Raw genomic sequence first — 17,326 nt, forward strand, 5'->3', positions numbered from 1 at the left:
GGAAGACGGTCCCCGGCGGCCGACGGCTGGAAGCGGAATCGGACGTGACCGTCAGACCCGCTGGCTCATTGCGGCTGGCTCACTGCGGGTTGCGCGGCTTGGTGCTGTCCAGGCTGTTGGCCGTGCCATGGGCCGCGTCGCCGCCGGTGCTGCCGGTGTTGTGGTCGCCGTTGCGCTTGCCCAGCGAGACGGTGTTGTCGTCGTACTTGAACTCCGCCATCTGCTTGACCTGATCCTCGGTCACCTGACGGGCGACGACGCGGTCGCCGTCGGCCCGCAGGAGGTTGTAGTCCAGCGCCACCTGCTTGGCGCCGATGCCCAGCACGCCGCCGCGATTCAGGATCACCTGGGTGGCCTTGCCGGTCTGGGAGTCGAGGATGATGTCGGCGACGTCGCCCAGCTTCTTGCCGTTCTCGCCGTAGACGTCCTTGCCCATCATCTTCTCGATGCTGGCTCCCTGCTGGGTGGCGGCACCGGCCGCACCGGCTGAGGCGACGGCCGGGCGATGGTCGCTGGCGTGACGCAGATGCTGTTCCAGCGTCGGCAGGGTCTGCTCGGCGAAGCGCTTCAGGTCGGCGTCCTTGCCGTTCTTCGCCTCGTCACGGAACAGGGCAACGGCGGTCTTGTGGGCATCGACCTGGCCCTGCATATAGGCGGAATCGAACTGCTCGCCCTTCACGCCGCGCAGCTTGTCCAGCTTCTGCTGGTGTTCGGAATCGAGCTTGGTCGGCAGCGTCATCGACTTCTTCTGCGCCATCTCCTTCATGGCGTCGGAGGTCTTGGTGTGGTCGGACACCATCTGGCTGCCGAACTGCTTGACGCTCTGGTCCTTCGCTTGGTCCTGCGCCAGCTTGCCCGCCTGGATTTCGAACATGTCGCTCATCGCCGCCTTGTTGGCGAAGGTCATGTCCTGCTGCGCCACCTGCCCCTTCTCGGTCACCTTGGCGGTCGGCGTCGGCGTCTGGGCCAGGGACAGGGCGGGGGCCGCGAACAGGACCAGGGCGGCGGTCGCGAGAAGATGATGGCGTTTCATGGAGGCGGCTCCTGCAATTTCATGGTTTTCCGGTCGCCGACAGTCCGACCTCGCGGCCGGGCCGAAGCGCCCTTCTTCGCCACCTCAACCGTCGAGCGCGGCGGTCGTTCCCTTCCACCCCGTAGACTGGTCGGCCGCCCACCCGCCCATCCCCCATCCATCCGGACCACCCCGTCCGGTTCGTCCGGGGTGCCGCGCCTGTGCACCGATTCGGCCAAGGGGGACGCGCCGGGGGTATAGCCGAATGAGCACTCGGCCTAGGCCGCGCGTCCGGGGCAAGAAGGGTGGTCTATTACCCCGGTATGGAGGCCTGCTTGCTTCGTGACGCCCGCCATGTCCTGAACGGCACGCACATCGACTGCGATCTGTGCGTGATCGGTGGCGGTGCCGCCGGCCTGACCATCGCGCGCGAACTGGCGGGCGGCAGCTTGAGCGTCGTTCTGCTGGAAGGCGGCGGGCTGGAGGTCGACGGCATCTCCCAGGCGCTGTATGCCGGCCGCAATGTCGGACTGCCCTATGAACGGCTGACCACCGCGCGCAGCCGCTATCTGGGCGGCAGCACCAATTGCTGGGGCGGCTTCTCCCGTCCGCTGGAGCCGGGCGATTTCGCCGAGCGCCCCTGGATGCCCGGCAGCGGTTGGCCGATCCCGCGCGACACGCTGATGCCCTATTACGAGCGCTCCCACGACGTGCTCGGCCTCGGCCCCTTCCAGTACGACAACGACTTCTGGATGGAACGGGTCGGCGGACCGAAAACGGCGCTGATCCCGGTGGAAAACGACGAAGGCGGCGGCGATTTCGAGAACCGCGTCGCCCAGCTCAGCCCGCCGATCCGCATGGGCGAGGCCTATCGCGCCGAGATCGGGCGGGCGGCCAACATCACCGCCTTCCTCAACGCCAACGTCACCGGCCTGGACACCAACCCGACCGCCACGGCGGTGGAACGGGTGCAGGTCCGAACGCTGGCCGGCCCCAGCTTCACCGTCGGCGCCCGGCTGTTCGTGCTGGGTTGCGGCGGGATCGAGAATGCGCGCATCCTGCTGCTGTCCAACAAGGTGCAGGCTGCGGGCCTGGGCAACGGCAACGATCTGGTCGGCCGCTATTTCGCCGACCATCCGCGCTTCAAGACCTCGCCGATCCGCCTGACCCGGCAAGGGCAGCACCGCACGCTCTACGACGTCAGCCTGTGCCTCGCCCGGCGGCGGCTGCGCCGGCCGCATCCGTCGATCGCGCTGGCCCTGTCGCCGACGGCGGAGCTTCAGGAACGGCACGGGCTGCCCAACTCCCGCACTTATCTGGTCGCCTCCTACCATTCCGGGGCGCTGGACGCCTTCAAGGCGATGCGCGACCTGCGGCTCCTGCCCTCGCGCCACAGCTGCCGCCGCTTCGGCGTGTCGGAGGACGAGGCGGCGAGCCTGCTGCGCAATGCCGGCCCCCGCATCCTGCGCAGCCTGCCGCAGCTCGCCCATGCGCTGTTCGACAGCACCATCGATCCCGGATGGCTTCCCCGCCGCTTCACCCTCGAAACGGTGCTGGAGCCGGTGCCCAACCCCGACAGCCGGGTGACGCTGGACCACGCCACCGACCCGTTCGGCTGCAACCTGCCGAAGGTGGACTGGCGCCTGACCGATCAGGACCGGCGGAGCGCCACCGAGACCCAGCGGCTGCTGCGCGACGACCTGCTGCGGCGCGGTTTGATCTCCGTCGACACGGATGCTGCGCACGAGGCGACCCATGAGGCGACGATGGCCGATGTTGGCTGGTGCTGGCACCATATGGGCACCACCCGCATGCATGAGTCGCCGCGTCACGGCGTGGTCGATCCCGATGGCCGCGTCCATGGGGTGGGCAATCTCTATGTCGCCGGCAGTTCCGTCTTCCCGACCATGGGGGCGGACCACCCGACCATGACCATCGTCGCGCTCGCCCTCAGGATGACCGACCGCGTCCTCGCCCTGCTGCAGGACGAACGGAACAGCCCGCCCGCTCCCGCGGTCGCCGCCTCGCTTTGAGCGGGGCGGCGGCATCCTATATTCCTCTCCTTCGCGGAGAGGATTTCACCATGGACCTGTTCGACGATGTTCCGGGCGCGCCGCCGGCCCCGCTTGCTGAAGGCTTGCCGCATCCCGCCGGGCCGCTGCCGGACATCGTGGCGCCGGGGCTGGACTGCCTGTTCGTCGGGTTCAATCCCGGCCTGCGGTCTGGGGCGCTCGGCCATCATTATGCCGGGCGCGGCAACCAGTTCTGGCGCCTGCTGTTCGAGGCCGGCCTGACCCCGCGCCTCTACCGGCCGGAGGAGGATGTCACCCTGCCGGCCATCGGTCTCGGCTCCACCAACCTCGTTGCCCGCGCCACCGCCAGCGCAGCGGAGCTGTCACGGGCGGAGCTGCGCGGCGGTGTGCCACGGCTGGCGCGGATCGTCGCCTTCGTCCGGCCGCGGGTGCTGGCCTATACCGGCAAGGGCGTCTATCTGGCGGCGACCGGCCTGCCCGACGCCCCCTGGGGCGTGCAGGACCGCCGCCTGTTCGACGGCGTCGCCGACGTGGTGGTGCCCTCGCCGAGCGGCCTCGCCCGCCTGCCCTTCGAGGAAAAGCTGCGCTGGTTCCGCGAGGTCCGGGTCGAGATCGGGCGGCGGCAGGGAGCGGGTCCGTAGCCTCCGCAATTCCTGGCTAGTCGGTAGAGATAACTGTCCGGACGGAGAGTCCCGGCCGGGAGCGGGGGGCCGCGGGGGGCAATCCCCCTGCCCCGGCGAATCTCCGGGAAAGGCGAGGATGCGGAATCGGCCTTGAGCCATGCTGTGCGCCGCATGACCGCCACCGACCGCCACGGCCCCCCTCACGACCCACTGCCCGCACCGGAGACCGATATGGTCGCCCGGCGGCTGCGCCGCCGCCATTGGATGGTGCTGGGGCTGGCCGTCCTGCTGCTGGCCGGGGTGCTGGGCGCCGCCTGCTACCTGACTGCGCTGACGCCCGCCCTGACGACCACCACGACGGCGACCGACACGGCCACCGAAGCAGCGGACCCCTGGGGACCGCAACTGCCCCGGCCGTCCCTCCCGGTCGTCCAGTCCCTGCGGCTCGCCCGGCTTCTGCGCCTTGAGCCGCCACGCAAAAAAGAACCGGCGGAGACTTCCGTCCCCGCCGGTCCGATGCGGGTCGATCCCGCGGTCAGGCTGCTGGTCGACCAGGGCTGGCCCGACCGCCGGCCGGCGGCGATTCCCGCAACTGACCTCGGCCCAACCGGTCCCCGCCAACTGACGGCGGAGACCAAGTCGGCCTCGCCTTAGATCGGATCGCGTAAAATCGGAATCGATTTGGAGCGTGAATCCGATCGCCAAACATAAAGCTACAGCGTCGTACGTTTCATATTAAACGCACGACGCTGTAGCCGCCCCGTCTCAGCTGACGATGCCGCCGCGGCTGAAGGGCAGGGTCTGGAGGGGCTGTCCGGTCACCGAGAAGACGGCGTTCGCCACCGCCGGTGCCACGGTCGGGACGCCGGGTTCGCCGGCGCCGGTCGGCCGTTCGTGCGACGGCACGATGTGGACCTCCACCGCCGGCATGTCCGACATCCGCATCGGCAGATAGCTGTCGAAGTTGGCCTGATCCACCTTGCCGTCGGTCATGGTGATCTCGTCGCGCAGCGCATGGCCGATGCCCCAGCCGGCGCCGCCCTCCATCTGCGCCTTGACGATGTCGGGGTTGACGACCTCGCCGCAATCGACGGCGACGACGACGCGGTCCACCTTGATCTGCCCCTTGGCGTCGACCGACACGTCGGCGACATGGGCGACATAGGTGTTGAAGCTTTCATGCACGGCGACGCCGCGGCCCTTGCCCTGCGGCAGGGGCTGGCCCCAGCCGGCCTTCTCCGCCGCCAGCTTCAGCACGCCGGCCAGACGCGGATGATCCCTCAGCATCTCCATGCGGAAGGCCACCGGGTCCTTGCCGGCCGCCTTGGCGAGGCGGTCGATCATCACCTCCTTGGCATAAGCCGTGTGGGTGTGCCCGACCGAGCGCCACCACAGCGTCGTGACCGGCGAGGCGACGGTGTGCGCGTCGACCGCGAGGTTCGCCACCGGATAGGCCATGTCCGACGCGCCCTCGACCATCGTCGCGTCGACGCCGTTCTTGACCATCACCGCCTCGAACGGCGTGCCGGCCATGAAGCTCTGGCCGACGATGCGTTGCTTCCAGCCGACCAGATCGCCCTTGGCATCGACCGCCGCCGTGATCTTGTGCAGGACCAGCGGGCGGTAACGGCCGCCCTTGATGTCGTCCTCGCGCGTCCAGACCAGATGCACCGGGGCCTTGGGATAGGCCTTGGCGATCATCACCGCCTCGGCGATGTAATCGGCGCTGGGGGTGGCGCGCCGGCCGAAGCTGCCGCCGGCCCACTGGGTCTCGATCTTCACCTGCTCCGGCTTGCAGCCCAGGATGTGGGCGGCGACCATCTGCTCGACCGTCTGGAACTGCGACCCGGCCCAGATGGTGCAGCCACCCTCCGGGTTCAGCGCCACCACGGCGTTCAGCGGCTCCATCGGCGCATGGGCGAGGTAGGGGAAGACGAACTCGCCCTCCACCACATGGCCGCCCTTGGCCTTGGCGTCGGCGATGGCCTTCTCCGCATCGCCCTTGGCGGCGGCCACGTCACCCGGCTTTTCCGCCGCCTTGCGGTAGTCGGCCAGCATGGCGTCGGTGCCGCGGGTCTCGGCCTTGGCGTCGTCCCAGGTGACCGTCAGCGCCTCGCGGCCCTTGATGGCGGCCCAGGTGTTCTTCGCGATCACCGCGACGCCGACCGGCAGGCTGACCACGTCGATGACGCCCGGCACCTTGCGGGCGGCGGCGTCATCGACGCTCTTCACCGTGCCGCCGAAGCGCGGGCTGCGGGCCAGCACCGCCGTCACCTGACCGGGGCGTCGGATGTCCATGGCGAAGATGGCGGTGCCGTTGGTCTTGCTGACATGGTCCAGACGGTGCAGGTCCGGCTTGCCGATCAGCACATAGTCCTTCTTGTCCTTCAGCTTGACCTGCTGCGGCACCGGCAGCTTCGCCGCCTCCTCCGCCAACTCGCCGAAGGTCAGGCTGCGGTTGCTGGCGGCATGGCGAACGACACCCTTCGACACCGTCACCTCGCCGGCCGGCACCTTCCAGCGGGCAGCGGCGGCGGCGACCAGCATGGCGCGGGCGGCGGCGCCGGCCATGCGCAGCTCGTCCCAGCTGTTGGCGACGGCGGTGGAGCCGCCGGTGCCCTGGACGCCGAAGAAGTGGTTGGCGTACAGCTTCTGGTCGGCCGGGGCGAAGGCGCCGCGCACCTGGGACCAGTCGGCGTCAAGCTCCTCCGCCGCGATGGTGGCAAGGCCGGTGACGATGCCCTGGCCCTTGTCCAGATGCTTGGCCAGCACGGTGACCGTGTTGTCCGGCGCGACGATGATGAAGGCGTGCGGGCGCGGGTCGGCCGGGCCGACGATCTTGGGTGCCGCTTCCGCGGCCAGCGCCGGCATCGGCAGATGCGCGCCGATGACCAGCGCGCCGGCCCCGACGCCGATGGCCTTCAGGAAGCCGCGGCGCGAAGGGGCCGACAGCGGACCGGGAGCGAAACCGGACTCCGGAAACCCGTGTTCGCCAAAACCATTTTGTGCGGCGTGGCGGATCAAATGATGCAGCATGGATCAGGCCCTCATCGTCTGGGCGGCATCCTTGATCGCCGCGCGGATGCGGACATAGGTGGCGCAGCGGCAGACATTGCCGTCCATCGCCGCGTCGATGTCCTGGTCGGTCGGGTTCTGGTTGTCGGTCAGCAGCGCGATGGCGCTCATGATCTGGCCCGACTGGCAATAGCCGCACTGGACGACGTCCAGCTTCTGCCACGCCGCCTGGACGGCCTGGGCGGCCTTGCCCTTCACACCCTCGATGGTGGTGATCTTGCTGTCCGGCGTCAGCATGCTGACCGGGGTCTGGCAGGCGCGGGTCGGCGTGCCGTCGACATGGACGGTGCAGGCGCCGCACTGGGCGATGCCGCAACCGAACTTGGTGCCGGTCATGTTCAGCTCGTCCCGCAGAACCCACAGGAGCGGCATGTCCTCCGGAACGTCGACCTGACGCTCCTCGCCGTTGACGTTGATGCGAACCATGGCTCTTGCCTCTTTCTCCCTGAACGGAACCGCCGGCTTTTTCATGACGGCGACGGGTCCCGCTGCCCGGTTGCGGGCCTTGGCTACGGATTGGGACTACGGATTGTTTTTTTGATTGTCGGCTGCTGGGTCAGCTCTGCCTCGACAGAATACACCGTCCAGTGCACAATGAAGTAGGAGGCTTTGGTTCATATCGTCATGAAAGCTATTCATAACCCTGCGCTCGACCTCAACCTCATCAAGGTGTTCGACGCGCTGCTGGAGACCCGCAACGTCTCCCGTGCGGCCGAGGCGCTGGGCGTCAGCCAGTCGGCGGTCAGCCACGCGCTGGCCCGGCTGCGCACGCTGGTCGGGGATCCGCTGTTCGTGCGCACCGGCAACAGGATGGAGCCGACGCCACGCGCCCAGCGTCTGGCGGAACCGCTGCGCGACCTGCTGGTCGGCGCCACCCGCGCCCTGTCGGCGGAGGAGGATTTCGATCCCCAGCGGGAGGAGCGGAACTTCACCATCTCCACCCCCGATTCGATGCAGGCGGTGCTGCTGACCGGCATCCTGCGCGACGCGGCGGAGGGCGATCTGCGGGTGTCGGTCTCGCTGCTCAGCCTCGATCCGGATGCCATGCTGAACGCGCTGGACGACGGCACGCTGGACCTCGCCATCGGCTATCTGCCGGAGGTGCGGCGCTGGCACGACCGGCAGGTGCTGTACCGGGAAACCCATGTCTGCCTGTTCAACCCGGCGCTGGTCCCGGTCATCCCGCCCATCGGGCTGGAGGATTACACCCGCTATCCGCACCTGATGCCGTCGCTGCGGGGCGGACTGACCAGCTTCATCGACGACGAGTTGGCGGCGCTTGGCACAAGGCGGCGCGTCGCCGCCTCCACCACCCAGTTCCTGGCGATCCCGATGATCCTGACCCAGGCGCCGATGCTGACCTCGCTGCCCGCCCGGCTGGCCCAATTGTGCGCCGATGCGCTGGGACTAGCCATCAGCCCGCTGCCCTTCGACATCGGCGACTACGAGGTGTCAATGATCTGGCACCGCCGCAACACCGGCTCCCCCTCCCATGGATGGTTGCGGCAACGAATGGCCGAGGAAGCGGCGAAACTGTAGGGCGATCGCGCGCCAGTCCAACCCCGCATACACGGAAATGCACGCAAAAAAAGAGTTTCCTGAGTGAATTTCCATTGAGCGCGCAAGGTTATCAACGCTAGATCATCATCCATACCAATAATTTCTTGCCACGCGGGTGGTTCCGCCATCCGTGGCCGCTTCTTTATACGCCCGATCCCGCGCGGCCGGTCCGCCACGGCTTCGTGCGCCCTCACGGAAAGGAATCGACATGAGTTTCCTGAACCCGGTGCGCCTCGTTTTTTCAGGGACTTTCCAGGCCGACGTCTCGACGGTGAACAACGACGTCCGCCATTACGACAGTGAAAGCTTCGAGTCCTCCTATCAGGAATTCCAACAAAAGCTGCCGAGCGGCGCCACCGTCGCCAACGGCTGGTGGAACCCGACCGGGTCCGGCGCCTTCCGCCTGATCGACTGCAAGGTGGTGGGGCTGGGCTTCGCCGACGGCAGCTTCGTCGATACGCCGGGCGCCGACGCCGCGCTGGGCATGCTGATCGGCGGGTCGACCGACCGCACCAGCGGCAAGCTTGTCGATCTCGACCCGCAGTGGCAGATGGCCTCCGCCCCCTGGGGGCTGGACGTGCGGCTGACCGACGGCAGGACGCCGGCCTTCTTCGGCGGACGCTATCAGCCGAACCCTTTCCGCGACCTGTGGTTCAACCGGAACATCAACGCCCAGTCCGACAGCGCCGCCTCCTCCACCTTCCAGTCGGTGCTGGAGAATGTTGAATGGGCCGACGAGGCGATGCTCAGCCCCTTCCTGCGGCAGCTGCGCGACGCCACCACCGGCAACATGCTGTCGATCCGGCTGGCGACCTTCGGCTACAACGGCAACGTCAAGGATCCGCGCTTCACGCTGGGCACCGTGGTGGGCACCATCGGCCCGCAGCTGGACGGCGAGCCGACCTCCTTCATCCGTGGCCGCCGCTTCATCCCCGCCAACAACATCCCCAACAGCTGGGCCGGCATCACCTATTTCTCCGGCCAGATCGACGGGCCGTCGCAGACCGCCTTCCTCGACCTTTCGAACGCCCTGCAGATCGTCGATTCCAAGGGCACGCCCAACCCCATCGGCGCCCTGACGCTGGGCATCCTGCGTGACGCCTCGATGGCGGAGAACACGCCGGTCACGCCGGACAGCTTCCTGCCCATCGCCCGCATCCCCTATGGCGATCCGGACTGGCTGGCGAAGACCGCCGGCGTCTTCGCCGCCAAGCTGACCGACGAGCAGTTCGCCCTGTCCAAGACCAACCCGCTGGCCCTGGTGACGGTGTCGGAGACCAATCCGGGCAGCACCGACCTCGACCTCGGCTATGGCATCGTCGCCATCCGCGAAGCGCAGGACGGTCTCTATGTCTGCGCCGAGCCGCTGGTCCACCGCATCGACGGCGCCGGCCGGGCGGAATCGCTGGTCTATGCCACCCGCTACGGCCAGCCGGTGCCCGGCGCTTCCATCGCCATCACCCAGATGGGCCGCATCCCCGGCCAGGGCGGCGGTTTCGGCGTCGACCAGCCGAGCGCGCCGATCCCCGACATGGGCGTGCCCGAATCGGCGGTGACCTTCACCGTCGGCGGCGCTCAGGCCACCGGCGGCACCATCACTGCCGACGAGGACGGCGTCGCCCGGATGGAGATCTCCACCCAATCGCCGGGCAACCCGCGCGGCTACATCGACGGGCAGGTCTATCTGATCGACTACCGCATTCCGGGCCAGAGCAACACGGCGCGCTCGACCTTCGATTACGTCGTCCTGCATGTCCGCGACGATTTCGACGTGCCGACCGAACCGACCTGGGACGACATCGCGCCGATCATGACGCAGTACGGCAACCTGTACCCGATCATGAGCAAGCATCTGGTCGATCTCAGCAGCGAAGCCTCCTGCGCCCGCCACGCCGACATCCTGCATCTGGCCTTCTCCCTGCCGGAGACCGACCCGAACTACATGCCGGTCACCCGCGACCTGTCAGTCTACAAGCGCGAGACCATCCTCGCCTGGCTGGCGAAGGTCCAGCGTGGCGAGACGGCGGTGCAGGCCAAGGCGCATCAGGCTTTTACCGCGGCTTCCGGCGGCGGCGCATCCGCCCCCGGCCTGCGCACCGGCCCGTCGGGCGCCGCTCCGGCCAAGGCTGCCACCGCGACGCCGGACCAGCCGACGGCGGCCGACGGCAAGACCCGCTTCGCCAAGAACTTCGCCCGCGTCTCCACGCCGTCGCGCTCCTGACACCCGATCCTAAGGGAAGGAATCAGCCATGCTGAAGCTTCAGCCGCACTTCGCCCAGGGCATCGACACCGTCCAGGTCCTGCGCAACGCCCTGCAATCCGCGGTGGAGTTCGAGCACGCCACGCTCCCCGCCTATCTGACCGCCCTCTATTCGATCAAGCCCGGCACCAACCGGGAAGCGGCGGCCATCATCGGTTCGGTTTCGGTGCAGGAAATGCTGCACATGACCATCGCCGCCAACGTCCTGAACGCGGTCGGCGGCCATCCGGTGATCGACAAGCCGGGCTTCATCCCGGTCTATCCCGGCCCGCTGCCGATGGGCATCCATGAAGGGCTGACCGTCTCGCTGGGCAAGCTGACCCGCGGCCTCGTCTACGACGTCTTCATGACCATCGAGGAGCCGGAGGTGCCGCAGGCCTTTCCGGTGAAGCAGCCGGCGCTCGCCATGTTCCAGATGAAGGCGGCGGCGGCGCGGGAGCCGGGCTTCGCCACCATCGGCGAATTCTACGCGGCGATTTCCAAGGCCATCGGCGAGTTGGGGGAGGAGATCTTCACCGGCAATCCGTCCTATCAGGTGGTGGACAACACCTGGTTCCCGCCCGACCAGCTGTTCCCGGTCACCGACGTGGCGAGCGCCCAGCGCGCCATCGAGGTGATCGTCGAACAGGGGGAGGGCACCCCCCAATCACCGCGCGAGGCGGACAACGAGGCGGCGCTGGCCCATTACTACCGTCTGGCGCAGATCGTCTACGCCCGCCGGCTGGTGAAGGACCGGGACGAGCCGCTGGGCTGGTCCTATTCCGGTGCCCCCGTCGGCCTCGACCCGGCCGGGATCTGGAACCTCTATCCCAACGCCAAGACGGTGGACTATCCGGAGGGCAGCCGCGCCCGTACGGTGTCGCAGCAGTTCAACACCACCTACACGGCGCTGCTGACCTCGCTGCACATCACCTTCAACGGCCAGCCGGAACGGCTGCGCGCCGCCATCGGCCTGATGTACGAACTGAAGCTGACCGCCGACCAGCTGGTGGCGATCCCGCTTCCCGGCACCGATTACACCGCGGCGCCGACCTTCGAGTATTCGCCGGTGAATGTGTAATCCGACGCGGAAGAAGTCCCCTCTCCCCCCTGGGGAGAGGGTTAGGGTGAGGGGGTCGCATGGCGTGGATCTCTTCGGCCGCGCCGAACCCCCTCATCCCGACCTTCTCCCCAGCGGGGAGAAGGGGTTGGGTTGCGATCCCCCCTCAATCAGCAGTCACCGACCGGATTTCGTCCTGGCTGAAGCGCTGCTGTTCCTCCATCACCATTTGGGACAGCTCGCGCTTCAGGCGGTTGAATTCCGGGGCGGAGCCGTCGCGGGGGCGCGGCATGTCGACGGCGACGTCGCGCTTGATGGTGCCCGGCCGGTAGGTCATCACGATGATGCGGTCGGCCAGATAGATGCTCTCCTCGATGGAGTGGGTGACGAACAGGATGGTCTTGCCGACCTCCTCCCAGATGCGCAGCAGCTCGTCCTGAAGCGTGCGGCGGGTCAGGGCGTCGAGCGCGCCGAACGGCTCGTCCATCAGCAGGATCGGGCTGTCGAGCGCCAGGACGCGGGCGATGGCGACGCGCTGGCGCATGCCGCCCGACAGGTCCTTGGGGAAGCGGTTGCGGAAATCCTGCAGATGCAGCTTCTGCAGCAGCCACTCCACCCGCTCGGCGATCTCGGCCTTGGACATCCCCTTGATCTCCAGGCCGAAGGCGACGTTCTGCGCCACCGTCATCCAGGGGAACAGGGCATATTCCTGGAACACCATGCCGCGGTCGGGACCGGGTTCGGTGATGGTGCGGCCATCGACGGTGACGGTGCCCTTCGTCGGCGGCTGGAACCCGGCGACGGCGTTCAGCAGCGTGGACTTGCCGCAACCCGACGGACCCAGCAGGCAGACGAACTCGCCCTTGCGGATGTCGAGGTCGATGTTCTGCAGGGCGACGATCTTCTGCGCACCCACGGCGAAGGTCTTCTCCACCCCGCGCACCTGGATCTGCACGGGCGCGGCGGCGGGAACGGGCGCGGTGTCGGCAACGGTCTTCAGCATGGACATCATCTCCAGTTCCTCCCCATCAATTCTCAAGCCCGCGGTGCCAGCGCAGCAGGTGGTTGTTCAGGCGGTTCATGCCGATGTCGATGGCGAGACCCAGCAGGCCGATGGTGAACATCCCGGCGATGATCTTGTCCGACCACATGAACTCGCGCGCTTCCAGGATGCGGAAGCCGAGGCCGGAGTTGACGGCGATCATCTCCGACACGATGACGACGATGAAGGCGGTGCCGATGCCGATCCGGGCGCCGGCCAGGATGTAGGGGGTGGCGGCCGGCAGGATGACGCGGACGAACATGGTCAACCGGCCGGCGCCCAAATTGCGGGCGGCGCGCAGATAGATGCCGTCGACATGGCGCACCCCGGCGATGGTGTTCATCAGCACCGGGAAGAAGGCGCCGATGGCGATCAGAAAGATTGCCGGCGGGTTGCCCAGCCCGAACCACAGGATCGACAGCGGGATGTAGGCGATGGGCGGGATCGGCCGCAGCACCTGCATCAGCGGATCGAACAGCGCGTAGATGCGCGGGTTGCCGCCCATGGCGAGACCCAGCGGAAGGGCCAGCCCGGCGCCGACGGCGAAGCCCAACACCACGCGGTACAGGCTGGACCAGGCGTCGAACAGCATCTCGCCCGACAGCGCCCACAGGATCCAGCTGGATTGCGCGGGATCATAGGGCTCGGTCGGCAGCAGATAGGCCCACCAGCGCTCCACCACCGCGACGGGCGACGGCAGAACCACTTGGTTGATCAGGCCGGAACTGGACAGGGCCTGCCACAGCGCGATGGCGAGGACCGGAACCAGGGCGCCGCGCGCGACGGCGGCGGGCGAGAAACGGGGCTTGGCTTGGGACATCGGGCGTCCTCCTTCCGCTGGGTGTGGCTCAGTTCGCCTTCACGGTGCCGGCATCAGCCGCCTTTGCGCCGGCCTTCGCCTTCTCCAGCAGGTCCAGCTTCACCCAATCCTCGGCCTTCGGCGGGCTGTCCATGCGGCCGACGCCGAACTTCTGCATCATGTCGGTCGTGACCTGCACGTGATGGACCGAGATGTCGTAGCTGTAGGGCGAGTTGCCGATGGCGTCCTTGAAGTCCTGGCTGCTCAGCTGGCCCTTGAACATCTTCTCGCGGACATAGCTCTCGGCCAGATCGGGGTTGGCGATGAAGGTCGCCGTCGCCTCGACGAAGCAGCGGACCAGCCGCTGGGCGACGTCCGGCTTCTTCTTGTAGAAGTCCTCGGTGACGACCAGCGAGCGCACCGGCTCGCCCAGCTCGGTGTCGTAGGGCTTGACCACCTCGACGCCGAAGCCCTTGTTGATGGCCTGGCTCGACTGCGGTTCGGACTGCGACATGGCGTCGATGCTGCCGGCGAGCAGGGCCTGATTCATGTCGGCGTAGGCCATGTAGACGATCTGCACGTCCTTGCCCGGACGGTCGGACCAGCTCAGCCCATGCTTCGCCAGCTCGGCCAGCAGGATCAGCTCCTGGGCGCCGCCGCGCGGGGTGGCGACCTTCTTGCCCTTCAGGTCGGCGATGCTCTTGATGCCGGCGTCCGGCTTGGCGACGATGCGCGCCCCGCCCTTGGCGAAGCCGGCCACCGCATAGATCGGCACGCCCGACGCGCGGCCGGCGATGGCGGCGTCGACGGCGCTGGCGGCGACGTCGATCTCGCCCGCCACGATGGCCGGCAGGATGTCGATGCCCTTGGCGAAGACCCGCTCTTCGATCTTCAGGTCGTACTTGCCGGCGATCTCCTTCATGTAGGAAACGGCACCGTAATGGGCGAATTTCAGGTTGCCGAGTCGGACCAGATCGGCGGCCGAGGCGGCCTGGGTGGCAAGCGCGGCGGCGGCGAAGGCGGTGGCGGCAAGCAGGCTCTTCCTGAGCATCTGGTCTCTCCCATGGGGCTTGGTCCGCGACCCGTCGCCGCGGTTGACCAGGGAGAGAGCAAGCGGCATGCCATAGTCAGTTCGCCGCGCAAACAGTTGAAAAGCCTGGACCCGGCCTTTCCCACCATCGGCCTTTTCGGCGGAAATCCGCCGTTCCTTCCCGCACGGTCGGCAGATTTCCGCCGATGGCGGCGCTGCGGCAGGTCGCCGCGCCGGGCGGGAGCCCCCCTTGCCGCATACGACAAGTCATCGCAGCGCAACGGAAAAGCGTGTAGAACTTGCTGCACCTGCGAACCAACGCACCGATTAACTGTAACCAGCCAATCGATAGGGACAAGAAACATGGCCGAGAGCATGGGAATCGAGACCATCGGCGTCATCGGCGCCGGACAGATGGGCAACGGCATCGCCCAGGTCTGCGCCGTCGCCGGCCTGACGGTGGTGATGACCGACATCTCCGAGGAAGCGGTGCAGCGCGGCCTGTCGACCGTCGCCGGCAGCCTCGACCGTCTGGTCAAGAAGGAGAAGATGACCGCCGCCGACCGCGAAGCGGCCCTGGCGCGCATCACCGCCACCACCGACAAGTCGAAGCTGGCGTCCTGCGATCTGGTGATCGAGGCCGCGACCGAGAACGAGGATCTGAAGGTCAAGATCCTGAAGGATCTCTGCGCGACCCTGAAGCCGGAGGCGCTGGTCGCCACCAACACCTCGTCGATCTCCATCACCAAGCTGGCGACGGCCACCGACCGTCCGGACCGCTTCATCGGCCTGCACTTCTTCAACCCGGTGCCGCTGATGGCGCTCTTGGAGATCATCCGCGGCATCCAGACCAGCGACGACACCCACGCCAAGGCGATGGCCTTCGCCAAGCGCGTCGGCAAGTCGCCGATCACCGCGAAGAACAGCCCCGGCTTCGCCGTCAACCGCATCCTCTGCCCGATGATCAACGAGGCGATCTTCGCGCTGCAGGAAGGCATCGCCACGGCCGAGGACATCGACGCCGGCATGAAGGCTGGCTGCAACCACCCGATCGGCCCGCTCGCGCTCGCCGACCTGATCGGCCTGGACACCATGCTGTCGGTGATGGAGGTCTTCTATGAAGGCTTCAACGACCCGAAGTACCGCCCGGCCCCGCTGCTGAAGGAGATGGTCGACGCCGGCTTCCTCGGCCGCAAGACCGGCCGCGGCTTCTACGACTACAGCAAGTGAGCGTTGGGGGAGGGGGGCGGCCCAGCCCCCCTCTCCAGGCCCCTTCCAAGCGCCGGCAGTGCCGCCGGCGCGTCGAAGCGGTGCGCAGAACCGTCAAAAGCGGTTCCGATGGAGCAATCACCCGGCACGTCATCTCCCTAGGATCGGTGCAGTCCAGCGCCCTTACGGAGATGCCCCATGCCGGCCCGCCTTCGCGCGGCGGCGGTCGCCCTTCTGCTGTGGATCGGTCCGGCCCATGCGGCCCAATCGACAAATCCACCGCCGCCGTTGACCAACACCCGCTTCGACGAGGATTACCGCTACCTGCTCTCGCCCCAGGCCCGCTCCGGCGCCTTCTGGGAGCGGTTCAAGGCCATCCCGGTCACCGGCGACGGCACCGGCTCGCTCTCCACCGGCCTGGAGCTTCGCCTGCGCGGCGAGGCGATCCGCAACAGCAGTTGGGGCCAGGACGAGCCGCGCAGCGATGCCTATGGCTTGTGGCGCGCCCTGCCCTACGCCGACCTGCGCGTCGGCCGGAGCCTCCGCCTGTTCGGCCAGCTCATCATGGCCGGCACGGCGGGCAAGCTGGACCCGCTCGCCCCGCCCGACGCCGACCGCATCGACCTGATGCAGGGTTTCGCCGATTTGAACGCTCCGCTGGGCGATGCCCAGGGCACGCTGCGCGTCGGCCGCCAGATGCTGGCCTATGGCTCGGAACGGCTGATCTCCATCCGCTACGGCGCCAACGTCCCGCGCGCCTTCGACGCGGTGAAGGGGATCGTCAGCGCCGGCCCCTGGCGGGTCGACGCCTTCTACGGCCGGCCGGTCCAGCCGACGCCGGAGCTGTTCGACGATGGCCGCGACGCCAAGCGCACCGCCTGGGCGCTCTACGCCACGCGGCCGCTCGACCTGGGGTGGACCGACAGCGCCGGCATCGATGCCTACTACATCGGCTACCGCAACCGCCGCGCCGGCTTCGACTCCGGGACCGGGCGCGAACTGCGTCACACCATCGGCCTGCGCAGCTTCGGCAAGGCCGCCGGCTGGGATTGGAGCTGGGAGGCGATGGGCCAGTTCGGCCGCTTCGCCAATAATTCCTCTGGGGGCGGGTCCATCCGTGCCTGGTCGCTCGCCACCGACAGCGGCTATCGCTTCACGGACCTGCCCCTGCAGCCGCGCCTCAGCCTGAAGGCCAACATCGCCAGCGGCGACGGCAATTCCCGCGACGACCGGCTGGAGACCTTCAACCCGCTGTTCCCGCGCGCAAAATATTTCGGCGAACTGACGCCGATCGGTCCCTACAACCTGATGAACCTGCACCCGTCGCTGGATTTGGCGCTGTCCGACGAGTTCAGCCTGTCCGCCTCCGCCATCGCCTATTGGCGGGAGAGCCTGGACGATGGGGTTTACGACCTGACCGGCGGGCTGCTGCGCTCCGGCGCCGCATCCCGGGCACGCTATGTCGGCACCCAGGGCGAACTGGTGCTGTCCTACAGCTCCGGCCGTTCCTTCGAGGGGCTGATCTCGTATTCGCTGTTCCGTCCCGGTCCCTTCCTGAAGGACAGCGGCCCGGCCAAGACGATCCACTTCGCCGGCATGGAAGCGGTCTTCAAATTTTAAAGACGGAGGCGCCGCGCCCGGATC

At 67.9% G+C, this 17,326-nt stretch carries 14 protein-coding genes; 8 read left to right on the forward strand and 6 right to left on the reverse strand.

The window, feature by feature from the left end:
- Positions 1-79: 79 nt before the first annotated feature.
- Entirely contained in the window at positions 80-1,033 is a 954-nt protein-coding gene (locus FZ938_RS27185) for a DUF4142 domain-containing protein (RefSeq protein WP_149201398.1), read from the reverse strand.
- A gap of 314 nt (positions 1,034-1,347) precedes the next feature.
- Here FZ938_RS27185 and FZ938_RS27190 point away from each other — a divergent pair, with 314 nt between their 5' ends.
- The 3 genes from FZ938_RS27190 (at position 1,348) to FZ938_RS27200 (ending at position 4,322) form a co-directional block, all read left to right on the forward strand.
- Entirely contained in the window at positions 1,348-3,045 is a 1,698-nt protein-coding gene (locus tag FZ938_RS27190; RefSeq protein ID WP_149201399.1) for a GMC oxidoreductase, read from the forward strand.
- Positions 3,046-3,095: 50 nt separating this feature from the next.
- Positions 3,096-3,686, forward strand: a complete 591-nt coding sequence (locus FZ938_RS27195; protein ID WP_149201400.1) for a mismatch-specific DNA-glycosylase — start codon at positions 3,096-3,098, stop codon at positions 3,684-3,686.
- Between the two features lie 132 nt (positions 3,687-3,818).
- Entirely contained in the window at positions 3,819-4,322 is a 504-nt protein-coding gene (locus tag FZ938_RS27200) for a hypothetical protein (protein ID WP_246457991.1), read from the forward strand.
- A gap of 111 nt (positions 4,323-4,433) precedes the next feature.
- Here FZ938_RS27200 and FZ938_RS27205 read toward each other — a convergent pair whose 3' ends face one another.
- Both FZ938_RS27205 and FZ938_RS27210 read right to left on the reverse strand, forming a co-directional pair.
- Entirely contained in the window at positions 4,434-6,704 is a 2,271-nt protein-coding gene (locus tag FZ938_RS27205) for a xanthine dehydrogenase family protein molybdopterin-binding subunit (protein WP_174757423.1), read from the reverse strand.
- A gap of 3 nt (positions 6,705-6,707) precedes the next feature.
- Positions 6,708-7,169: a (2Fe-2S)-binding protein gene (locus FZ938_RS27210; protein WP_149201401.1), complete on the reverse strand. Its 462-nt coding sequence runs from the start codon at positions 7,167-7,169 to the stop codon at positions 6,708-6,710.
- Between the two features lie 198 nt (positions 7,170-7,367).
- On the opposite strand from FZ938_RS27210, the gene FZ938_RS27215 reads away from it, so the two are divergent.
- The 3 genes from FZ938_RS27215 (at position 7,368) to FZ938_RS27225 (ending at position 11,623) form a co-directional block, all read left to right on the forward strand.
- Positions 7,368-8,282 (forward strand): LysR family transcriptional regulator, encoded by a 915-nt coding sequence (locus FZ938_RS27215; RefSeq protein ID WP_149201402.1) that lies wholly within the window; start codon positions 7,368-7,370, stop codon positions 8,280-8,282.
- 229 nt (positions 8,283-8,511) lie between these two features.
- Positions 8,512-10,524, forward strand: coding sequence for a hypothetical protein (locus tag FZ938_RS27220; protein ID WP_149201403.1), 2,013 nt, complete (start codon positions 8,512-8,514; stop codon positions 10,522-10,524).
- Between the two features lie 28 nt (positions 10,525-10,552).
- Positions 10,553-11,623, forward strand: a complete 1,071-nt coding sequence (locus FZ938_RS27225; protein ID WP_149201404.1) for a ferritin-like domain-containing protein — start codon at positions 10,553-10,555, stop codon at positions 11,621-11,623.
- Between the two features lie 145 nt (positions 11,624-11,768).
- Here FZ938_RS27225 and FZ938_RS27235 read toward each other — a convergent pair whose 3' ends face one another.
- From FZ938_RS27235 to FZ938_RS27245, 3 genes are read right to left on the reverse strand one after another with little or no spacing between them, the layout of a single operon-like run.
- A complete protein-coding gene (locus FZ938_RS27235) occupies positions 11,769-12,605 on the reverse strand; it encodes an ABC transporter ATP-binding protein (protein ID WP_149201405.1) in 837 nt (278 codons plus the stop codon).
- 25 nt (positions 12,606-12,630) lie between these two features.
- Positions 12,631-13,464 carry an ABC transporter permease gene (locus FZ938_RS27240; RefSeq protein ID WP_136702400.1) on the reverse strand — a complete coding sequence of 278 codons (834 nt, stop codon included), beginning with the start codon at positions 13,462-13,464 and terminating at the stop codon, positions 12,631-12,633.
- Between the two features lie 28 nt (positions 13,465-13,492).
- A complete protein-coding gene (locus FZ938_RS27245) occupies positions 13,493-14,494 on the reverse strand; it encodes an ABC transporter substrate-binding protein (protein ID WP_149201406.1) in 1,002 nt (333 codons plus the stop codon).
- Between the two features lie 342 nt (positions 14,495-14,836).
- Here FZ938_RS27245 and FZ938_RS27250 point away from each other — a divergent pair, with 342 nt between their 5' ends.
- The gene (locus FZ938_RS27250; RefSeq protein ID WP_174757427.1) at positions 14,837-15,703 is read left to right on the forward strand and encodes a 3-hydroxybutyryl-CoA dehydrogenase; all 867 of its coding nucleotides are present in this window, start codon (positions 14,837-14,839) and stop codon (positions 15,701-15,703) included.
- Between the two features lie 177 nt (positions 15,704-15,880).
- Entirely contained in the window at positions 15,881-17,302 is a 1,422-nt protein-coding gene (locus FZ938_RS27255) for an alginate export family protein (RefSeq protein ID WP_149201407.1), read from the forward strand.
- Positions 17,303-17,326: the final 24 nt, after the last annotated feature.

This window comes from Azospirillum oryzae (assembly GCF_008364795.1).
Classification (GTDB): domain Bacteria; phylum Pseudomonadota; class Alphaproteobacteria; order Azospirillales; family Azospirillaceae; genus Azospirillum; species Azospirillum oryzae.

Bases quoted from the DNA above. Each gene is read 5' to 3' on its own strand.
- FZ938_RS27185 (WP_149201398.1), bottom strand. From the start codon at position 1,033: ATGAAACGCCATCATCTTCTCGCGACCGCCGCCCTGGTCCTGTTCGCG.
- FZ938_RS27195 (WP_149201400.1), top strand. From the start codon at position 3,096: ATGGACCTGTTCGACGATGTTCCGGGCGCGCCGCCGGCCCCGCTTGCT.
- FZ938_RS27205 (WP_174757423.1), bottom strand. From the start codon at position 6,704: ATGCTGCATCATTTGATCCGCCACGCCGCACAAAATGGTTTTGGCGAA.
- FZ938_RS27210 (WP_149201401.1), bottom strand. From the start codon at position 7,169: ATGGTTCGCATCAACGTCAACGGCGAGGAGCGTCAGGTCGACGTTCCG.
- FZ938_RS27215 (WP_149201402.1), top strand. From the start codon at position 7,368: ATGAAAGCTATTCATAACCCTGCGCTCGACCTCAACCTCATCAAGGTG.
- FZ938_RS27220 (WP_149201403.1), top strand. From the start codon at position 8,512: ATGAGTTTCCTGAACCCGGTGCGCCTCGTTTTTTCAGGGACTTTCCAG.
- FZ938_RS27225 (WP_149201404.1), top strand. From the start codon at position 10,553: ATGCTGAAGCTTCAGCCGCACTTCGCCCAGGGCATCGACACCGTCCAG.
- FZ938_RS27235 (WP_149201405.1), bottom strand. From the start codon at position 12,605: ATGCTGAAGACCGTTGCCGACACCGCGCCCGTTCCCGCCGCCGCGCCC.
- FZ938_RS27240 (WP_136702400.1), bottom strand. From the start codon at position 13,464: ATGTCCCAAGCCAAGCCCCGTTTCTCGCCCGCCGCCGTCGCGCGCGGC.
- FZ938_RS27245 (WP_149201406.1), bottom strand. From the start codon at position 14,494: ATGCTCAGGAAGAGCCTGCTTGCCGCCACCGCCTTCGCCGCCGCCGCG.
- FZ938_RS27250 (WP_174757427.1), top strand. From the start codon at position 14,837: ATGGCCGAGAGCATGGGAATCGAGACCATCGGCGTCATCGGCGCCGGA.
- FZ938_RS27255 (WP_149201407.1), top strand. From the start codon at position 15,881: ATGCCGGCCCGCCTTCGCGCGGCGGCGGTCGCCCTTCTGCTGTGGATC.